Below are 18,305 nucleotides of genomic sequence, written 5' to 3'. Positions count from 1 at the left end.
CCTCGGCACGCCTATAATGCTGGCCTTTTTCCGTTAGTAATCCGTGGAGCTGGTGATGGCCGAACGTACGGCATTCGTCGAGCGCAACACCCTGGAGACCCAGGTCAAGGTCTCGATCAACCTGGATGGCACCGGTAAGGCCAAGTTTGATATTGGCGTGCCTTTTCTCGAGCACATGCTCGACCAGATCGCCCGTCATGGTCTGATCGATCTCGATATCGAGTGCAAGGGTGATCTGCATATCGACGACCACCACACCGTCGAGGACGTCGGCATCACCCTCGGCCAGGCCTTCACCAAGGCCATTGGCGACAAGAAGGGCATGACCCGTTACGGCCATTCCTACGTGCCGCTGGACGAAGCGCTGTCGCGCGTGGTGATCGACTTCTCCGGTCGTCCAGGCTTGCAGATGCACGTGCCGTTCACCCGTGCGGTGGTCGGTGGCTTCGATGTCGACCTGTTCCAGGAGTTCTTCCAGGGCTTCGTCAACCACGCGCTGGTCAGCCTGCACATCGACAACCTGCGTGGGCACAACACCCACCACCAGATCGAAACCGTGTTCAAAGCCTTCGGCCGCGCGCTGCGCATGGCCGTGGAGCTGGACCCGCGCATGGCCGGGCAGATGCCGTCGACCAAGGGCTGCCTGTAAATGCAGACGGTAGCCGTAATCGACTATGGCATGGGCAACCTGCACTCGGTGGCCAAGGCGCTGGAACACGTGGGTGCTGGCCGTGTGCTGGTGACCAGCGACGCCAAGGTGATCCGCGAAGCCGATCGCGTGGTGTTCCCCGGCGTCGGTGCGATTCGCGACTGTATGGCCGAGATCAAGCGCCTGGGCTTCGACGAGCTGGTGCGTGAAGTCAGCGCCGACCGTCCGTTTCTCGGCATCTGCGTCGGTATGCAGGCACTGCTCGAACGCAGTGAAGAGAACGATGGCGTCGATTGCATCGGCTTGTTCCCTGGCCAGGTGCGCTTCTTCGGCAAGGATCTGGCCGAGGATGGCGAGCGTCTGAAGGTGCCGCACATGGGCTGGAACCAGGTCAGCCAGGCGGTCAAGCACCCGTTGTGGCACGACATTCCGGACGATGCGCGCTTCTACTTCGTGCACAGCTACTACATCGAGGCCGGCAAGCCGCAGCAGGTGGTCGGTCGTGGTCATTACGGCAAGGACTTCGCCGCTGCGCTGGCCGAGGGCTCGCGCTTCGCCGTGCAGTTCCACCCGGAGAAGAGCCATACCCATGGCCTGCAGCTGCTGCAGAACTTCATCGCCTGGGATGGCCGCTGGTAATGGCTCGCGCCAAGGTTCCCAGCCTCGCGCTCGAGCCTGCTCAGGAGCAGGCCGCGCTGCTGATGCTGCAACGCTTTCTCGATGAGCGTTTCGAGCTGCAACTGGGCACCTTCGAGGTGCAGGAAGTGCTCGACCTGATCACCCGCGAGCTGGCGCCGCACTATTACAACAAGGCGATTCTCGATGTGCAGGCGCACCTGAAAGACAGGTTCGACAGCATCGAGAGTGACCTTTGGGCGCTCGAAAAGAGCTGACCCTTCTTTTTCGTTTTCAAGACTTGAGCAGGTTCAACCGATGCTGATTATCCCCGCTATCGATCTCAAGGACGGCGCCTGCGTGCGTCTGCGCCAGGGCCGTATGGAAGACTCCACGGTGTTCTCCGATGACCCGGTAAGCATGGCCGCCAAGTGGGTCGAGGGCGGTTGCCGTCGCCTGCACCTGGTCGACCTCAATGGCGCCTTCGAGGGCCAGCCGGTCAATGGCGAGGTGGTCACCGCCATCGCCAAGCGTTACCCGAACCTGCCGATCCAGATTGGTGGTGGCATCCGTACCCTGGAGACCATCGAGCACTACGTGCGCGCCGGCGTCAGCTACGTGATCATCGGCACCAAGGCCGTGAAAGAACCCGAGTTCGTCACGCAAGCGTGCAAGGCCTTCCCAGGCAAGGTGATCGTCGGCCTGGATGCCAAGGACGGTTTCGTCGCCACCGACGGCTGGGCTGAAGTGTCCAGCGTGCAGGCCACCGACCTGGCCAAGCGTTTCGAGGCTGACGGTGTGTCCGCCATCGTTTATACCGACATCGCCAAAGACGGCATGATGCAGGGCTGCAACGTCGAAGCCACCGCCGCGCTGGCTGCCGCCAGCCGCATCCCGGTGATCGCTTCCGGCGGTATCCATAACCTCGGTGACATCGAGAAGCTGCTGCTGGCACGCTCGCCCGGCATCATCGGCGCCATCACCGGTCGTGCCATTTACGAAGGCACCCTGGACGTGGCTGAAGCGCAGGCATTCTGCGACAGCTTCAAGGGTTAATGGGTAGGGTGCGCGGTGCGCACCGCTGACGGTTTATCGGTGCGCGCGGCGCACCCTACGAGAGAGTCGACATGGCACTGGCCAAACGCATTATTCCTTGCCTCGACGTGGACAACGGCCGCGTGGTCAAGGGCGTCAAGTTCGAGAACATCCGCGATGCCGGCGATCCGGTGGAGATCGCGCGTCGCTACGATGAGCAGGGTGCCGACGAGATCACCTTCCTCGACATCACCGCCAGCGTCGATGGCCGTGACACCACCCTGCACACCGTCGAGCGCATGGCCAGCCAGGTGTTCATCCCGCTGACCGTCGGTGGCGGCGTGCGCACCGTGCAGGACATTCGCAATCTGCTCAATGCCGGTGCCGACAAGGTCTCGATCAACACCGCCGCCGTGTTCAACCCCGATTTCGTCGGCGAAGCTGCGGCGCGCTTCGGTTCGCAGTGCATCGTCGTTGCCATCGACGCCAAGCGTGTGTCGGCGCCGGGCGAGCCGGGTCGCTGGGAAATCTTTACTCATGGTGGGCGCAAGCCGACCGGCCTGGATGCCGTGGAGTGGGCGCGCAAGATGCAAGACCTGGGCGCGGGCGAGATCCTGCTCACCAGCATGGATCAGGATGGTGTGAAGAGCGGCTACGACCTCGGTGTGACCCGCGCCATCAGCGAGGCCGTACGCGTGCCGGTGATCGCCTCCGGTGGCGTCGGCAACCTGCAGCACCTGGCCGACGGCATCCTCGAAGGCAAGGCTGATGCCGTGCTGGCCGCGAGCATCTTCCACTTCGGTGAATACACCGTGCCGGAAGCCAAGGCCTACCTGGCCAGTCGCGGCATCGTGGTGCGCTGAGCGGTCGCGTCGCTCGGGCCGCACAGGCGGCTCTGAGCGGCCCTGCCAGTCGCCTGAACCGCCCGGATGACGCTGCTTTCGCTCAAAGCTGCGGGCGAGTCGACGGCAAAGTGCCAGCGATCCCGCTAGCATTACCTGCATATCCCTGAATCCTTGCTCCCCGCGATTGCGGAGGGTCATCTTTTGCCGAGCATTTTCGACACGGAGTCTTCATGTTCCTTCTTCGATTCGTGACCATCCTCGCCCTGTCATGTGGCCTCAGTCTCGCGCGTGCAGAACCGCTGGTGCTGCTGACCGAGAACCTGCCGCCCTTCAACATGTCGGCCAGTGGCAACAACTTCGCACGCGACGACAACGTCACCGGTATCAGTGCCGATATCCTGCGCGCGGTCTGCGAGCGAGCTGAGGTCGATTGCCAACTGATCCTGCGCTTTCCCTGGCAGCGCGTGTACCAGCAGACCCTGGACGATGCTGGCTATGGTCTGTTCTCCACGGCGCGCACGTCTGAGCGCGAGAAGCTGTTCAAGTGGGTTGGCCCGATCGCCAGCAACGACTGGGTGCTGTTCGCCAAGGGCGACAGCGCCATCCAGTTGGGCGCGCTGGAGGATGCACGGCGTTATCGTATTGGCGGTTACAAGGGCGATGCCAAGACCCAGTTCCTGCTGGACAAGGGCATAGAAGTGCAGACGGCGCTGCGCGATACCGAGAACGTGCGCAAGCTGGAGCGCGGACAGATCGATCTGTGGGTCACGTCGGACCAGGCGGGGCGTTTCGTCGCGCGTCAGGAGGGCATGGAAAACCTCAAGGTGGTGCAGCACCTGCACAAGGCCGACCTGTACCTGGCGCTCAACCTGCAAACCCCGGATGAGCTGGTGCAGAAGTTGCAGCGTGCATTGGACTCGCTGCGGGCCGAGGGTGCGTTGAAGAGCATCGAGGCGCGCTACTGAGGCACACTGCCAGTAATCGCTGGGCCGGGGAGGGCATGGCGGTTATTCTGATGCGGTCTGCCTTTTAATAGAAAGAGAAACGCCATGTTCAAACGCCTGCTGATCGCGCTGGGCGGCACCCTTGTGGTGCTGGCCAGTGCCGCGCGCGCTGAAGTGGACCCGAACTACAATGTGGTCCTGCTCACCGAGAACTTCCCGCCATACAACATGGCGATCAATGGCAAGAACTTCGCCCACGAAGACAACATCAACGGCATCGCCGTGGATATCGTCAAGGAAATGTTCAAGCGCGCCGGGGTCAAGTACAACCTGACTCTGCGCTTCCCCTGGGATCGCATCTATAAGCTGGCCCTGGAAAAACCGGGCTATGGCGTGTTCGTTACCGCGCGCCTGCCGGAGCGCGAACAACTGTTCAAGTGGGTCGGCCCCATCGGCCCGGATGATTGGGTGCTGCTGGCTCAGGGCGACAGCCCGATCAACCTGGCCAGCCTGGATGAGGCCAGGTCCTATCGCATCGGCGCCTACAAGGGCGATGCCATCTCCGAATACCTGACCGACAAGGGCGTGGAGCACAGCACGTCGCTGCGTGACCAGGAAAATGCACGCAAGCTGATGGCCGGACAGATCGACCTCTGGGCCACGGGCGATCCGGCCGGTCGCTACCTGGCCAAGCAGGAAGGCATCTCCGGGCTGAAGAACGTTTTACGCTTCGACAGTGCCGAGCTGTACCTGGCATTGAACAAGGAAATGCCTGACGAGATCGTCGCCAAGCTGCAGGCAGCGCTGGATCAGATGCGCGCCGAAGGCTTCGTCGAGAAGACTCTGAACAGCTACCTGTAAGCACCGAACACGCGACCGGTCACAAGCCGTTCGCATGCCATGGATGGCGGAGCCACTGAGTGCCAATGACCGGGCTCGGGCCCATGCAAGGATGTCGCTAGCCATAACCACAAATCATGCGAGCGGTACGTCTTATGCTGAATACTCTGAAGAAAAGCCTGTTTGTCGCCTTGTTCATGCTCTGCGGTTCCGCCCACGCGGAGTTGCCACAGGATTACAAGGTGGTGCTGCTGACCGAGAATTTCCCGCCTTTCAACATGGCGGTGGACGACAAGAACTTCGCCCGTGACGACGGCATCGACGGCATCAGTGCCGACATCGTGCGTGAGATGTTCAAGCGTGCCGGTATCGGCTACACCCTGACCCTGCGCTTTCCCTGGGATCGCCTGTATCGCCTGACGCTGGACAAACCCAACTACGGGCTGTTCTCCACCACCTATACCGAAGAGCGCAAGCCGCTATTCAAATGGGTCGGCCCGCTGGCCAAGACCGGCTGGGTGCTGCTCGCGGCGCCGGGTAACGACATCAAGGTGTCGAGCCTCAAGGACTCTGCCAAGTACCGCGTTGGCGCGTACAAGAACGATGCGGTCAGCCAGCACCTGGAAAGCCAGGGCCTGGCGCCGATCAACGCTCTGCGTGATCAGGAAAATGTGAAGAAGCTGGTGCGCGGGCAGATCGACCTGTGGGCCACCACTGACCCGGTCGGTCGCTACCTGGCCAAGCAGGAAGACGTCAGTGGCCTCAACACCGTGCTGCGTTTCAACGATGCCGAACTGTACCTGGCGCTGAACAAGGACACCCCGGACGAAGTGGTCGAGCGTCTGCAGAAGGCACTGGATGAGATGCGTGCCGACGGTTTCATCGACGACATTACCGAGAACTACCTGTAATCCAAACTGGTAGGTGTACGCGGGGTCGCCCAGGCCTTGCGCACCGATATTGGCGCCAGCGATACAGCTGGAGCGCACGGCGCACCCTACGGGTGTGAGGTCGCCACAAAACGCGTTGCCAAGAAAAAGCCCGGACAGTTGTCCGGGCTTTTTCGTGTGGCTTGCTCGCCTCAGTTGCCGCGTGTGACGCTCAGGCCCTTGAGCAGGTTTAGCGCCTGGCTCAGTTGGTAGTCGTCGTCTTGCGGGCGTTCGGTACGTGTCGCCTGGGCAGCCTTGCTCGGGCGGTCGGCGCCGCCGTTGCCATTGCCCAGGTGACCCTGCAGGTCGGCTTCCTTGATGCCTTCGCTGTCCTGCTCGCGAGTGAGCTTGGCGCGTGCCACCTCGATGTCAGGCACGATGCCCTGAGCCTGGATCGAGCGACCGTTCGGCGTGAAGTACAGCGCCGTGGTCAACTTCAGCGCGCGGTCGTTGTTCAGCGGTAGCACGGTCTGTACCGAGCCTTTGCCGAAGCTGTCGGTGCCCATCAGCACTGCACGTTTGTGGTCCTGCAGGGCGCCAGCGACGATTTCCGAGGCCGAGGCACTACCGCCGTTGATCAGTACCACCAGCGGCACGCCTTCACTGGCGTCGGCCGGGTCGGCGTTGAAGCGCAGCTCAGAGTTGGCCAGGCGGCCTTCGGTGTAGACGATCAGCCCGCTCTTGAGGAAGTGGTCAGCCACTTCCACGGCGGCTTGCAGCACGCCGCCCGGGTTGTTGCGCAGGTCCATGACCAGGCCGCGCAGCTTCTTGTTGCCGTTTTCCTGGCGCAGCTTGGTCAGCGCCTTGCCCACTTCCTCACCGGTGTTGACCTGGAATTGCGAGATGCGCAGATAGCCGTAGCCGTCTTCGAGCATCTGGCTCTTCACGCTGCGTACCTTGATCACGGCGCGGGTCAGGGTCAGGTCGAACGGGCGACCGCCGTCACGCACCAGGGTCAGCTCGATCTTGCTACCGGCCTTGCCGCGCATCTTGTCCACGGCTTCCATCATCGACAGGCCCTTGGTCGGCTGGCCGTCGATCTTGACGATCAGGTCGCCGGGCTGGATGCCGGCTTTCGAGGCGGGCGTGTCGTCGATGGGCGACACCACCTTGACGAAACCATCTTCCATGCCGACCTCGATACCCAGGCCGCCGAATTCACCGCTGGTGCTTTCCTGCAGTTCGGCGAAGGCTTCCGGCTCGAGGTAGGCCGAGTGCGGGTCGAGGTTGCTGAGCATGCCCTTGATGGCATTTTCCAGCAGGGTCTTGTCGCTGACCGGCTCGACGTAAGCGGCCTTGATGCGGTCCATCACCTCGGCGAAGGTGCGCAGATCGTCCAGCGGCAGAGGGGCCTTGGCGCTTGCCGCCGGTGCCGGCGCGGGGGCAGGCTCGGCAGCGTGCAGGGCTGGAGCGCCGAGCAGCAGCCCGAGGGCCAGAGCCAGGCAGGTGGGGCGAAAGCGATGGGGCATGAACACAACTCCTAAAATGGATGAGGCGCTACCAGGCTCTAAGCCTGATTATCCCTGCGCGCGGCACCACTGTGCCGGATCACTCGGGCGACCGTTCTGGCGAATCGCGAAGTACAGTGCCGATGTTTCCTGGCCACCGCTGCTACCAACGGTGGCGATGGGGTCGCCGGCCTTGACAACGTCTCCGGCACTCTTGAGCAGGTTCTGGTTGTGGCCATACAGGCTCAGATAACCGTTGCCATGGTCGAGAATGACCAACAGACCAGCGCCACGCAACCAGTCGGCGAATACCACGCGACCACCATGCACGGCGCGTACCTGACTGCCAGCGGGCGCGCCGATCAGCACGCCGTCCCATTTAGTACGAGCGTCGCCGCCGCGAGGGGTTCCGTAGCGTGCTACCAATCGGCCATCGACTGGCCACGGCAGCTTACCGCGCGCACTGGCGAAAGGCCCGCCATAGACCGCGCCAGAGCTGACCATGGGGCCATCAACGGGACGCTGGCCGCGGTCTCGTGTCTGGGCCTCGCGTGCGGCGGCGAGTTCGCGCTTGCGCGCTTCCTCGGCCTCGCGCGCCTGGCGGGCCAGGGTCTCTTCGATGGTCTTCAGTACGCGGCCCAGTTCGGCCTGCTCCTGCTGGCGCGCCTTGAGCCGCTGATCACGCGTGCTGAAGTCGCGGTTGAGCTTGGCCAGGGCCTGCTGGCGCTCCTTGCGCGCCTCGGCGAGCTTGGCGTGACGTTCGTCCAGGCCCGCCTTCTGCGCCTGCAGCTGGGCCTGGTGGCTGGTGATTTCCTGCTCGACGTTGGCCAACTGGCGCAGGGTTTCGTTGAACGCCGCGAGCTGCTCAAGTCGGGCCTGACTGAGGTAGTCGTAGTAGGTGAGGGTGCGTGAGAATTTTTCCGGGTTCTGCTGGTTGAGTAGCAGCTTGACGTATTCCTGGCGACCACTCTGATAGGCCGCGCGGGCCTGAATGGCGATCAGCCGTTGCTGTTCAGTGCGCGCGCCCTGGAGTTTTTTTTTCTCCTGGTCCAGGCGCTGGATTTCCTGCTCGCTGCCCTTGAGTTCGCGCTGCAGGTCCTTGACCTGACCTTCCAGATCACCCATCTCGGTCTCGGTCTTCTTCAATTGCTGCTGCACGCCGGATTTCTCCAACTGCAGTTTCTCCAGCAGCTTCTTCAGCTCGGCGACGTCCTGGCGCGCGGCTTCCAGCTGGCGCTGGGTGTCGGCGCGCTGATCGGCGATGGCTGGAGCGATCAGGCTGCTGAGCAGAATCAGGGCAAAGATGCGAAGCATGGGCGAGGCGGTACCTGAGAGGGGTAGCGGATGGCGCCTAGTATGCCTAAAAAAGCAGCGGCAAGCTGCAGGCCACAAGCTGCAAGGAGAGCGAAAGATTGTAGGGTGTACTCGCCGAAGGCAGTACGCCATCTGGCTTTCGCGAGATGGCGTACTGTTCGCTGCGCTACGAGCGGCCGGCGTCCCGGTACGTCCTACACCTTATTGCAGCTCGACGATGGTCTTGCCGGTCATCTCGCTTGGTTGCGGCAGGCCCATCAGCTTGAGCAGCGTCGGCGCCACGTCGGCCAGCACGCCGCCTTCGCGGATGCGTGCCGGGCGCTGGCCGACGTAGATGAACGGTACCGGTTCGCAGGTGTGCGCGGTGTGCGCCTGGCCGGTGCACTCGTCTTCCATTTGCTCGACGTTGCCGTGGTCGGCGGTGATCAGCGCTTCGCCGCCGACTTTCTCCAGCGCCTCGGCGATGCGGCCGACACAGCTGTCGAGGGTTTCCACGGCCTTGACCGCTGCCTCGAACACGCCGGTGTGGCCGACCATGTCGCCGTTGGCGTAGTTGACGATGATCACGTCGTAGCGCTGGTTCTCGATGGCATCGACGATCTTGTCGGTGACTTCCGGCGCGCTCATCTCTGGCTGCAGGTCGTAGGTGGCGACGTTCGGCGAGGGGATGAGGATGCGCTCTTCGCCCTCGAACGGCTCTTCACGGCCGCCGGAGAAGAAGAAGGTGACGTGGGCGTATTTCTCGGTTTCGGCGATGCGCAGCTGGGTTTTGCCGTTCTTCGCCAGGTATTCGCCGAGCACGTTGGTCAGGGCTTCCGGAGCGAAGGCGCTGGGGGCTGGGATGCTCGCCGCGTACTGGGTAAGCATGACGAAGCCGACCTGCGGTGCGCGCTTGCGCGCGAACTCCTTGAAGCCGGGTTCGACGAAGGCGCGAGTCAGCTCGCGGGCACGGTCGGCGCGAAAGTTCATGAACACCACGGCGTCGCCATCTTCGACCTGCACCGGCGTGCCGATGGTGGTGGCCTTGACGAATTCGTCGCTCTCGCCGCGCTCGTAGGCAGCCTGCAGACCTTCGACGGCGTTGGCAGCGTTGAACTGGCCGGCGCCGTCGACGATCAGGTGGTAGGCCTGCTCGACGCGGTCCCAGCGGTTGTCGCGGTCCATGGCGAAGTAGCGGCCAGTAAGGCTGGCGATGCGGCCCTTGCCAAGGCGGGCGAAGGCGGCGTCGAGCAGCTCGATGGACGGCTGCGCGCTTTTCGGCGGCGTGTCGCGGCCATCGAGGAAGGCGTGCAGGTAGATCTTCTCGGCGCCGCGCTTGGCGGCCAGTTCGGCCATGGCGACGATGTGATCCTGATGGCTGTGTACGCCGCCATCGGAGAGCAGGCCAAGAATGTGCACGGCTTTGCCGGCAGCCACGGCCTTGTCCACAGCCCGGTTGATGGTGGTGTTGTCAAAGAATTCGCCGTCACGGATCGCCTTGGTCACGCGGGTGAAGTCCTGGTACACCACGCGACCGGCACCGAGGTTCATGTGGCCGACTTCCGAGTTGCCCATCTGCCCATCGGGCAAACCGACGTCCATGCCGCTGCCGGAGATCAGGCCGTGCGGGTAGGTGGCACGCAGGCGGTCGTACACCGGCGTGTTGGCGGCGTAGATGGCGTTGTACTCGGGTTTGTCGCTGTGACCGAAGCCGTCGAGGATGATCAGAACCAAGGGTTTTGGCGTGGCACTCATTGAACTGGCTCGCTCTGCGTCTGAGGGGGCAATGAAACAGCCCGGCATTTTAGGGCCAAGCGCCTGGCGCGTCACTGCCAGACGGGGTTTGGCCGACCTGTGGGGCTGTGTATACTGGCCGGCATTTTACCGCCCTGGATCCTATAGATGCTCGCTCACCTGATTGAATTCATCATTAATCACTATGTACTGAGTGGATTGTTCGCCGTTCTGCTGGTGTTGCTGATCATCACCGAAACGCGCAAGGGCGGGCAGAGCCTGTCGAGCCGCGAGCTCACCGCGCTGGTCAACAGCGACAAGGGCGTGGTGCTCGACGTGCGTGCGCAGAAGGACTTCTCCGCTGGCCATATCGTCGATTCGCTGCACATCCCCTACGACAAGGTGGTGGCGCGCATCGCCGAGCTGGAGAAGCACAAGGCCAAGACCATCGTCGTCGTCGACGCCATGGGCCAGCAGGCCGGCAGCATCGCCCGCGAGCTGAAGAAGGCTGGCTTCACCGCCGCCAAGCTGTCCGGTGGCATCGCTACCTGGCGTGGCGACAACCTGCCGCTGGTGAAGTGACATGGCCAGTGTGGTCGTCTACTCCAGCGACTGGTGCCCCTACTGCATGCGTGCCAAGCAACTGTTGGCCAGCAAAGGGGTGGACTTCGAGGAAATTCGCGTCGACGGTCAGCCGGCCATCCGCGCGGAGATGACCCGCAAGGCTGGGCGCACCTCGGTGCCGCAAATCTGGATCGGCAGCACCCATGTGGGTGGCTGTGACGACCTCTATGCCCTGGAGCGCGCTGGCAAGCTCGATGCGCTGCTGCAGAGCCCCGCTTGAAACCTCAACGTTAAGGAAGGCAAACGCCATGACCGAGCAAGCCAACAGCGGCGCAGCCGCTGACGATTCGCAGAATCCGCAATTCTCCCTGCAGCGCATCTACGTCAAGGACCTGTCCTTCGAAGCGCCGAAAAGCCCGGAAATCTTCCGCCAGGAGTGGACGCCGAGCGTCGGCCTTGATCTGAACACCCGCCAGAAGGCCCTGGAAGGTGACTTCCACGAAGTGGTGCTGACCCTGTCGGTGACCGTGAAGAATGGCGAAGAAGTCGCCTTCATCGCTGAAGTGCAGCAGGCCGGCATCTTCCTGATCAAGGGCCTGGATGCTGCTTCCATGAGCCACACCCTCGGCGCCTTCTGCCCGAACATCCTGTTCCCGTATGCCCGTGAAGCGCTGGACAGCCTGGTGATCCGTGGCTCGTTCCCGGCGCTGATGCTGTCACCGGTGAACTTCGACGCGCTGTACGCCCAGGAGCTGCAGCGCATGCAGCAAGCTGGCGAAACCACCGCTCACTAAGCGCTCGGTTCGGTTGCATGAAAAAGCGCCCCTCGGGGCGCTTTTTTTGTTGTGCGTGATCATGATCAGGCCGAGTGGTCGGTGCGCACAGCGCACCCTACAGATCACCATCGGCGAAACCGTTCTGCCGCCAGGCCTCGTAAACCGTCACGGCCACGGTGTTGGAGAGGTTGAGACTGCGGCAACCGGCGCGCATCGGCAGGCGCACGCGTTGCTCTGGTGGTAGCGCGTTGCGTACCTCCTCGGGCAGGCCGCGGCTTTCCGGGCCGAACAGGAAGGCGTCACCGGGCTGGTAGGCGATCTCGTGAAATGGTTGCGAGCCCTTGGTGGTGAAGGCGAACAGGCGCGGTTGGCCCAGGCTGTCGAGGCAGCTCTGCAGGTCGGCATGGCGCTTGAGCGTGGCGTATTCGTGATAATCCAGGCCGGCGCGACGCAGGCGCTTGTCGTCCAGTTCGAAGCCCAGTGGCTCGATCAGGTGCAGCTGGCAGCCGCTGTTGGCGCACAGCCTGATAATGTTGCCGGTATTGGGCGGAATTTCCGGTTGAAAGAGGATGACGTGGAACATGCAGCACTCCGAGCACTGGGACGAGCGCCATTCTACGCCGCCAGAAGATCCGCGCCCGCGTTTACGCTGGCGTTTTATGGCATCGGTGATGCTGATTGCCTTCCTCGTTGGCCTGATGCTCGGTCGTCTGTTCGATCCGCCGCGCCTGCATATCGAGGCGGTCGAGCCCTGGGAGCAAGGCCTGCAGCTCTGGCTCAACCGTGAGCCGCAGGCCCAGGCCGAGCATGTCGACGGTGCGCTGGTGTATCGCTACGAGGATGTCTACGGGAAAGTGCGTGATGGCCAGCTCAAGCTGCCGTTGGGCCTAGTGAACTGGCGTGTAGAGCGCGACGGGCGGGATCTGCTGCTGGTGCTGGTATCACCCCGTCCGCTGGACGGGGAGTGGCGCGGCGCGCAAGTGGATGGACGTTGGCGTGCGCGGTTGGCACTGCGTCCCAAATAAAGAAGGGGATTCCCCGGCCTGCCTGTACCAAGGTCCCCGAAACGGGCGGCGCCGTGCTCGTTGGCCGAGCGGCGGCGCGTTGCACATGACGCACGGTGGCGTCGAATAAAGAAGGGGATTCCCCGGCCTGCCTGTACCAAGGTCCCCGAAACTGGGATTGCCTTAGCCTATGCAGGGCGTGTGCCAGTTTTATTGCCGGCGTCGCAAGGCCCGGTTTTTCGGGGCTTAGGTCCTCTGGCGAGGACATGTGGCGCCATTTTCAGCGCCGATGTGCACCAGCGTGCAGCGTGATGCACCGCTGGCGCACCACGCTGTGTTCCCGCTGTCAGCGCGGCAGTAGCTGCAGCGTGCCCTGGCTATTGGCTTTGACGTCGGCATCGCTCAGGTGCTGCGGCTGATACTCGCCGGCCACGTGGGCGGCCGCCTGATCGCCATAGTGGGCATCAAACGGCACGCCGCTCTGGCCCACGGGGATGCCGCCCAAGGCCTGGTCGGCGTCACCCAGGTCGATCAGGCGTCGAGTCGAGGGGCCGTAAACCACCGGCCAGGGCGCCGGCCCGACCTTGTGCGAGAGGTTGTTCGGCGTCTCATGACCGCCTGGTGCGGCCAGCGGGCCGACGTTGAGCAGCCAGGCCAGCGGCTGCTGCTGGCCAAGCGGATGGTTGTGGGTGAGGGTGTGGCCGCGGCCCCAGGTCCAGGCCGCGGCATCATTACCCAGCACGCTGCGCAGATGTTCCAGGCTGGCGCGCCAAGCGTCGGCGACGATCTGCGCGCGACTTTCGCGCTGCTCGCTGCCCTGACGATTCCACCAGGGCGAATCGGCATTGGCGGTCAGGCGCGGTAGCGCGGTGTCGAGCATGCGGGTCTGCAGCAGGTTGTCGAAGAACACATCGCCCAGCTCGTCGGCCATGGTTTCGTGGGCGATCTGATAGGTCAGCTGGTTGAACAGGGTGGCGGCCACGGAGTCGAGTTCGTGGTCGCCATTCCACGTGGCCAGTTGCTCCACCAGCGCGCGCTCCTCATCGTTCGCTGCTGCGCCGCGCAGTTCGTCGAGGATCGGTGCCAGCAGACGCGGGCCGTAGCCGGTGCCGGTGTCCAACTGCAGCGCCTGGCTGTTCTGCGTGTCCCACTTCACCGAGGCATCGCTCAGACGCTGGTTGAGGCGCTGACCGCGGTCCGGCAGGTTGTAGTAGCCAGGAATCTCGATGCCACTGGCCGGTACCGGCTGGTAGTTGGCCGAGAGGATATAGCCGCGCTGCGGGTTCTCTTCCTGCGGGTTGGCGCTGAAGGGGTGATAGCCGAGTTTGTCCGCTTCAGCGCTGGCGCCGTCGAGAATGAAGATCGGGTTGACGCCGTCCGGGCGCAGCGGCAGCTTGGCCGCGGCCCACCAGCCGATGTCACCGTTGGCGCCGGCCCAGAGCACGTTGAGGCCAGGGGCCTCGATTTTCTCGACGGCGGCCCGGGCCTTGTCCAGGCTGTCGGCGCGGTTGAGTTGGTAGAAGGCGTCGAGCATCGGGTTGTCGGTTTCGAGGAAGGCCCACCACATGGCGATCGGCGTGCTGCCGACGGTCTGGCCCAGGGCATCGTTGATGATCGGCCCGTGTGGGGAGCGGCGCAGGGTGATCTCCACCGGTTCGGTGCCTTTGACCTTGATGCTCTCCGTGCGCTGTTCGAGGTCGACCCAGCTGCCCTGGTACCAGACCTGATTGGCGTTGTCCGGGTTGACGCGCTCGGCGATCAGGTCGAGATCGTCGTTCTGGAACATGGTCAGGCTCCAGGCGAAGTCGCGATTGTGGCCGAGCATGGCGCTGGGAATCAGCGCGTGGTGGTAGCCATACAGCTCGTAACCGGGCGCCTGCAGGTGCGCTTCGTACCACACCGCCGGCAGCGAGAAGCGAATGTGCGGGTCACCTGCCAGCAGTGGTTTGCCGCTGGCGGTGCGGCTGCCGGATACCGCCCAGGCGTTGCTGCCTTCGAACTGCGGCAGGCCACTGCCCTCCAGGGCGTTGTTGCTGAGCTGGGCCAGGGCGGAGAGGTCCTTCCAGTCATTGGCGGCCAGGGACGTACCGACCACGCCCTGTGGATGCCAGTCGAGGTCGAACAGCTTGAGATAGTCCGCGCCCAGCTCGTCGCGGATATGGGTCATCACTGGCTCCGTGCGCAGGGCTGCGGCGAAGCTGTAGGCCATGTAGCCGGCGACGCTGAGCGTATCGGCGATGGTGAACGGACGCGGTTCGATACCCAGTAGGTCGAACTCCAGCGGACGCGGGCGGCTGGCCTGGTACTGGTTGACCCCTTCGAGATAGTGCAGCAGCGCCTGGGTGGACGGGCTGTTGGCGTCCAGGCGGGCCGCGTAGGTATCGGCATGGCGGCCGATTTCCAGGGTGCGGAACAGACGGTCGGTGGGCACCAGCTTCTCGCCGAGCACTTCGGCCAGTTCGCCGCGCGCCAGGCGTCGCAATAGCTCCATCTGGAACAGGCGATCCTGGGCGTGCACGAAACCCAGGGCGCGATACATGTCCGCCTCGCTCTCGGCACGGATGTGCGGCACGCCGCGTTCGTCGTAGTCGACCGTGACCGGCGCCTGCAGGGCTGCGAGCACCAACTCGCCATCGCGCTGCGGTTGCTTGTCGTGCAGGTACCAGGTCAGGCCGCCAGCGGTGGCAGCAACCACCAGGGCAAGGGCGGTCAGGGAGCGTTTCATCGAGCGATCCTTATTGTTGTGGGGCAAGCGTGCGAGCATTTTGCGCGGGCGTCTGAGTGTCGGCATTGACCATATGCCTCAAGGCTGAAAGTCTATGGTCAAATTCGTCTGGACTGCTCATGCCCGATAACGCCTTCGTCGCCCTCACTCACTCCTCGACCTTGCGCCGCTTGCTCTACGAAGCACTGGCCGCGCTGGGGTTCGATCCGACTGACACTTACCGCCGCGCCTACGCCGGTGTGGCACTGGCAGCGCCGCTGCTGGAGGCGCGCGAGGAGCACGATAACGCGCCGCGCTTCTGGCAGGCGCTGGAGGGCATCAGCGGCGATGTCGACATCGGCCTGCACCTGGGTGAGGTGATGCAGCCACGGCCGATGGACGTGGTCAGCTACCTGCTACTGGCAGCACGTGACCTGCGCCAGGGCCTGCAAGCCTTCGTGCGTTTTCAGCACATCCTCTCCGGCGGTTTTGCTGCACGGCTGGAGGAGCAGGGCGATGAAGCGCGTCTGGTGATCGACCTCAATTACCGCGAGGTTGGCTCGTTGCGGCAGCAGATGGAATGTCTGGCCGTGCTGCTGACCAAGATGCTGGCGTCCGCGGGCGGCGAGTTGCCGCTGCTGGGGGTGGAGTTTCGTCATCGCGCGCCGCGCAATTTTGCCGAGCATCGTCGCCTGCTCGGTGTCGAGCCGCGTTTCTCGCGGCCGCACGATGTGCTGATCTTGCCGCGGGCGCTGCTCTCGCGGCCCTCGCGCAGTGCCAGCCCGCGATTGTTCGAGGTGCTCAGCGAGGAGGCCGAGAAGCAGTTGGCCGGTTTGCTGGAGAACCAACTGCTGGTGCGGGTGCGCTACTGGCTGGAGGTCAACCTGGGGAGGACGGTCTGTAGCCTCGAGGCCTGTGCCTTGGCGCTGGACAGTAACCGCAGTGCGTTGCAGCGTTCATTGAGCGAGCAGGGCAGCAGTTTTCGTGCATTGCACGACGAGGTACGACGCTTGCGCGCGTTGCGCTTGCTGGATCAGGGGCTCGGTATACGCGAGGTGGCGCGAGCCTGCGGCTTTGCCGAGCTATCGCCGTTCTATCGGGCGTTTCGCCGTTGGCAGGGCGGCACGCCGCGTGGCTTGCTATCGCGCCGCGCGACAATGGGCGAGTGAAGGGCTCAGTCGTTGTCGGGCTTGGCCCATTCGCAGAAACAGCCCACCGCCAGGGTATTGCTGGCATTCACCTTGCGCCCAGCCGCGAGCGCTTCGAGTATGGGTTCGATGAAGCTGTTGCTCGAGTTGCAGACCAGGCCTTCGCTGTAGGGGCCGAAGTATGCCAGCTGACCCTGTTTGTCCCAGATCGCCACGGCGGGGCTGGCCGGCAGGTTGGCGCTGCCTGGCAGCTCGTCGATGGGTTGCAGCGCGGCCAGCTCCGCGGGCAGTCGGCCCTGGCTGCCGGGCTTCTGGACGACGTGAAATTGCACGCCTTGCGGTGTGTAGTGTTCGATCAGCTCGGCCAGGTGCTGCTGGTTGCCGACATTGCACGGGCAGGCCGGGTCCCAGAAATGCACCAGGCGGATATCGCCGGGGCCGCTCAGCTCGGTGGGCAGTTGCAGCTCGGCGCCGGAGAACACCGCCGCGCGTTCGTCGAAGGTGCGCAGGTAACGCGTTTCGAACCAGCGGTAGGCCAGCGCCATGCCGACCAGCCAGGCCAGGACGAGCAGGGCGACGAACAGGTTCTTGGGTGACAGGCGGGGCATGAGGCGGGCCGGGCGTAAAAAGGGCGTGTAGCTTGCCACGATGCGTCGGGCAGCTGAATATCGCAGCATTCGAGGCGATGGTGCCGGGATTGCCCGCGCGCCTCGCGCAACCTATGGAAAGTCTTATGTCAGAGCCGTTTCAGCCCGATCAACTGCGCCCCTTGCTGCGACCCTTGGCCGCAGCGCGCCTGGATTTGCCAGCGCTGCAGGCGTATCGCAGCTTCTACGGTTTCGACCTGGCTGCGCGTTTTGCCGGGCTGGACAACCGTCTCGGTAGCTTCAATGCCGCTGGTTACCAGATTGCCGTGCAGCTGTGGGCGCCGGCCGAACCGCGCGGCACGCTGCTGTTGCTGCACGGCTATTACGATCATATGGGCTTGTACCGGCATGTGGTCGACTGGGCGCTGAGCATGAACTTCGCCGTGCTCGCCTGTGACCTGCCAGGGCACGGGCTGTCCAGCGGTGCACGCGCCAGCATCGGTGATTTCGCCGAGTATCAGCAGGTGCTGGGCGGGCTGTTCGAGCAGGCCGGCGAGCTGGGGCTGCCGCAGCCCTGGCACCTGTGTGGGCAGAGCACCGGCGGGGCAATATTGCTGGATTACCTGCTCACGGATGGCAAGCGCCCGGAGCTGGGGCAGAGCATTCTTCTGGCGCCGCTGGTGCGCCCGCGCGCCTGGGGCTGGTCGAAGCTCAGCTATCGGGTGCTCAGCCGGTTCGTCCGCGAAATCCCGCGGCGCTTCAGCGACAACTCCAGCGACGCCACCTTCATCGACTTCGTGCACCACCTCGATCCCTTGCAGCCGCGCAGCCTGCCGACCGCCTGGGTCGGTGCGCTGGCCAAGTGGGTGCCGCATATCGAGGCCGCCGGACGCAGCCAGCACAGCCCGCTGATCATCCAGGGTGAGGCGGATATGACCGTGGACTGGCGCTACAACCTCGCGGTGCTGCAGGACAAGTTCCATCAGCCGCAGATCCTGCGGCTGAGCGAAGCGCGCCACCACCTGGCCAACGAGAACGAGGGGTTGCGTCGGCGTTACTTCGATTTCCTGCGCGAGCGCCTGGCTTGATTCCCTGCGGCCCCAGAAAAGGTAGGAGCGGATTTATCCGCGATGGGCGTTAGCGCCGAAACCGCTAGGATCGCGAATGAATTCGCTCCTATATGAGAGCCC

General features: G+C 63.8%; 20 protein-coding genes. 14 read left to right on the top strand and 6 right to left on the bottom strand.

Annotated features, from left to right (window positions below):
* The first annotated feature begins 55 nt into the window (after positions 1-55).
* From hisB to BM059_RS14470, 8 genes are all read left to right on the top strand, one after another.
* Entirely contained in the window at positions 56-649 is a 594-nt protein-coding gene (gene hisB / locus BM059_RS14505; protein WP_037002262.1) for an imidazoleglycerol-phosphate dehydratase HisB, read from the top strand.
* On the top strand, positions 650-1,288 hold the full coding sequence (gene hisH, locus BM059_RS14500) for an imidazole glycerol phosphate synthase subunit HisH (protein WP_037002264.1): 639 nt from the start codon (positions 650-652) through the stop codon (positions 1,286-1,288).
* Entirely contained in the window at positions 1,288-1,542 is a 255-nt protein-coding gene (locus BM059_RS14495; RefSeq protein WP_037002266.1) for a DUF2164 domain-containing protein, read from the top strand. The genes hisH and BM059_RS14495 overlap by 1 nt, the downstream gene beginning before the upstream one ends.
* A gap of 40 nt (positions 1,543-1,582) precedes the next feature.
* The gene (gene hisA / locus BM059_RS14490) at positions 1,583-2,320 is read left to right on the top strand and encodes a 1-(5-phosphoribosyl)-5-[(5-phosphoribosylamino)methylideneamino]imidazole-4-carboxamide isomerase (RefSeq protein ID WP_074939497.1); all 738 of its coding nucleotides are present in this window, start codon (positions 1,583-1,585) and stop codon (positions 2,318-2,320) included.
* 71 nt (positions 2,321-2,391) lie between these two features.
* Entirely contained in the window at positions 2,392-3,162 is a 771-nt protein-coding gene (gene hisF / locus BM059_RS14485; protein WP_074939496.1) for an imidazole glycerol phosphate synthase subunit HisF, read from the top strand.
* A gap of 212 nt (positions 3,163-3,374) precedes the next feature.
* A complete protein-coding gene (locus BM059_RS14480; RefSeq protein ID WP_074939494.1) occupies positions 3,375-4,109 on the top strand; it encodes a substrate-binding periplasmic protein in 735 nt (244 codons plus the stop codon).
* An 84-nt stretch (positions 4,110-4,193) separates the two neighbouring features.
* Positions 4,194-4,949 carry a substrate-binding periplasmic protein gene (locus BM059_RS14475; RefSeq protein ID WP_074939493.1) on the top strand — a complete coding sequence of 252 codons (756 nt, stop codon included), beginning with the start codon at positions 4,194-4,196 and terminating at the stop codon, positions 4,947-4,949.
* Positions 4,950-5,083: 134 nt separating this feature from the next.
* On the top strand, positions 5,084-5,839 hold the full coding sequence (locus tag BM059_RS14470) for a substrate-binding periplasmic protein (protein ID WP_074939491.1): 756 nt from the start codon (positions 5,084-5,086) through the stop codon (positions 5,837-5,839).
* Between the two features lie 170 nt (positions 5,840-6,009).
* On the opposite strand, the gene BM059_RS14465 is transcribed toward BM059_RS14470, so the two are convergent.
* From BM059_RS14465 to gpmI, 3 genes are all read right to left on the bottom strand, one after another.
* Positions 6,010-7,326 carry a S41 family peptidase gene (locus BM059_RS14465; RefSeq protein WP_074939490.1) on the bottom strand — a complete coding sequence of 439 codons (1,317 nt, stop codon included), beginning with the start codon at positions 7,324-7,326 and terminating at the stop codon, positions 6,010-6,012.
* A 48-nt stretch (positions 7,327-7,374) separates the two neighbouring features.
* Positions 7,375-8,619, bottom strand: coding sequence for a murein hydrolase activator EnvC family protein (locus BM059_RS14460; protein ID WP_037002279.1), 1,245 nt, complete (start codon positions 8,617-8,619; stop codon positions 7,375-7,377).
* A 201-nt stretch (positions 8,620-8,820) separates the two neighbouring features.
* Positions 8,821-10,353 (bottom strand): 2,3-bisphosphoglycerate-independent phosphoglycerate mutase, encoded by a 1,533-nt coding sequence (gene gpmI, locus BM059_RS14455; RefSeq protein ID WP_074939488.1) that lies wholly within the window; start codon positions 10,351-10,353, stop codon positions 8,821-8,823.
* A gap of 147 nt (positions 10,354-10,500) precedes the next feature.
* On the opposite strand from gpmI, the gene BM059_RS14450 reads away from it, so the two are divergent.
* From BM059_RS14450 to secB, 3 genes are read left to right on the top strand one after another with little or no spacing between them, the layout of a single operon-like run.
* Positions 10,501-10,914 carry a rhodanese-like domain-containing protein gene (locus tag BM059_RS14450; protein WP_037002284.1) on the top strand — a complete coding sequence of 138 codons (414 nt, stop codon included), beginning with the start codon at positions 10,501-10,503 and terminating at the stop codon, positions 10,912-10,914.
* Position 10,915: 1 nt separating this feature from the next.
* A complete protein-coding gene (grxC, locus tag BM059_RS14445; RefSeq protein WP_037002286.1) occupies positions 10,916-11,176 on the top strand; it encodes a glutaredoxin 3 in 261 nt (86 codons plus the stop codon).
* 28 nt (positions 11,177-11,204) lie between these two features.
* Positions 11,205-11,690 (top strand): protein-export chaperone SecB, encoded by a 486-nt coding sequence (gene secB / locus BM059_RS14440; protein WP_074939487.1) that lies wholly within the window; start codon positions 11,205-11,207, stop codon positions 11,688-11,690.
* Between the two features lie 97 nt (positions 11,691-11,787).
* Here the strand turns inward: secB and trmL are convergent, their stop codons facing one another.
* Positions 11,788-12,255: a tRNA (uridine(34)/cytosine(34)/5-carboxymethylaminomethyluridine(34)-2'-O)-methyltransferase TrmL gene (trmL, locus tag BM059_RS14435; RefSeq protein WP_037001181.1), complete on the bottom strand. Its 468-nt coding sequence runs from the start codon at positions 12,253-12,255 to the stop codon at positions 11,788-11,790.
* Between trmL and BM059_RS14430 the strand changes: the two genes are divergently transcribed.
* Positions 12,254-12,697, top strand: a complete 444-nt coding sequence (locus BM059_RS14430) for a hypothetical protein (protein WP_074939485.1) — start codon at positions 12,254-12,256, stop codon at positions 12,695-12,697. The two genes, trmL and BM059_RS14430, sit on opposite strands and share 2 nt — an antisense overlap.
* 325 nt (positions 12,698-13,022) lie before the next feature.
* On the opposite strand, the gene BM059_RS14425 is transcribed toward BM059_RS14430, so the two are convergent.
* Positions 13,023-15,401 (bottom strand): penicillin acylase family protein, encoded by a 2,379-nt coding sequence (locus BM059_RS14425; RefSeq protein ID WP_074939483.1) that lies wholly within the window; start codon positions 15,399-15,401, stop codon positions 13,023-13,025.
* A gap of 119 nt (positions 15,402-15,520) precedes the next feature.
* On the opposite strand from BM059_RS14425, the gene BM059_RS14420 reads away from it, so the two are divergent.
* A complete protein-coding gene (locus BM059_RS14420; protein ID WP_074939482.1) occupies positions 15,521-16,549 on the top strand; it encodes an AraC family transcriptional regulator in 1,029 nt (342 codons plus the stop codon).
* 5 nt (positions 16,550-16,554) lie between these two features.
* On the opposite strand, the gene BM059_RS14415 is transcribed toward BM059_RS14420, so the two are convergent.
* Positions 16,555-17,136, bottom strand: a complete 582-nt coding sequence (locus tag BM059_RS14415) for a DUF6436 domain-containing protein (protein WP_083413283.1) — start codon at positions 17,134-17,136, stop codon at positions 16,555-16,557.
* A 125-nt stretch (positions 17,137-17,261) separates the two neighbouring features.
* Between BM059_RS14415 and BM059_RS14410 the strand changes: the two genes are divergently transcribed.
* Positions 17,262-18,203: a phospholipase BipL gene (locus tag BM059_RS14410; protein ID WP_037001194.1), complete on the top strand. Its 942-nt coding sequence runs from the start codon at positions 17,262-17,264 to the stop codon at positions 18,201-18,203.
* The last annotated feature ends 102 nt before the right edge of the window (positions 18,204-18,305 follow it).

This window comes from Ectopseudomonas composti (genome assembly GCF_900115475.1).
Taxonomy (GTDB): domain Bacteria; phylum Pseudomonadota; class Gammaproteobacteria; order Pseudomonadales; family Pseudomonadaceae; genus Aquipseudomonas; species Aquipseudomonas composti.
This window is presented reverse-complemented; position numbering and strand designations above follow the sequence as displayed.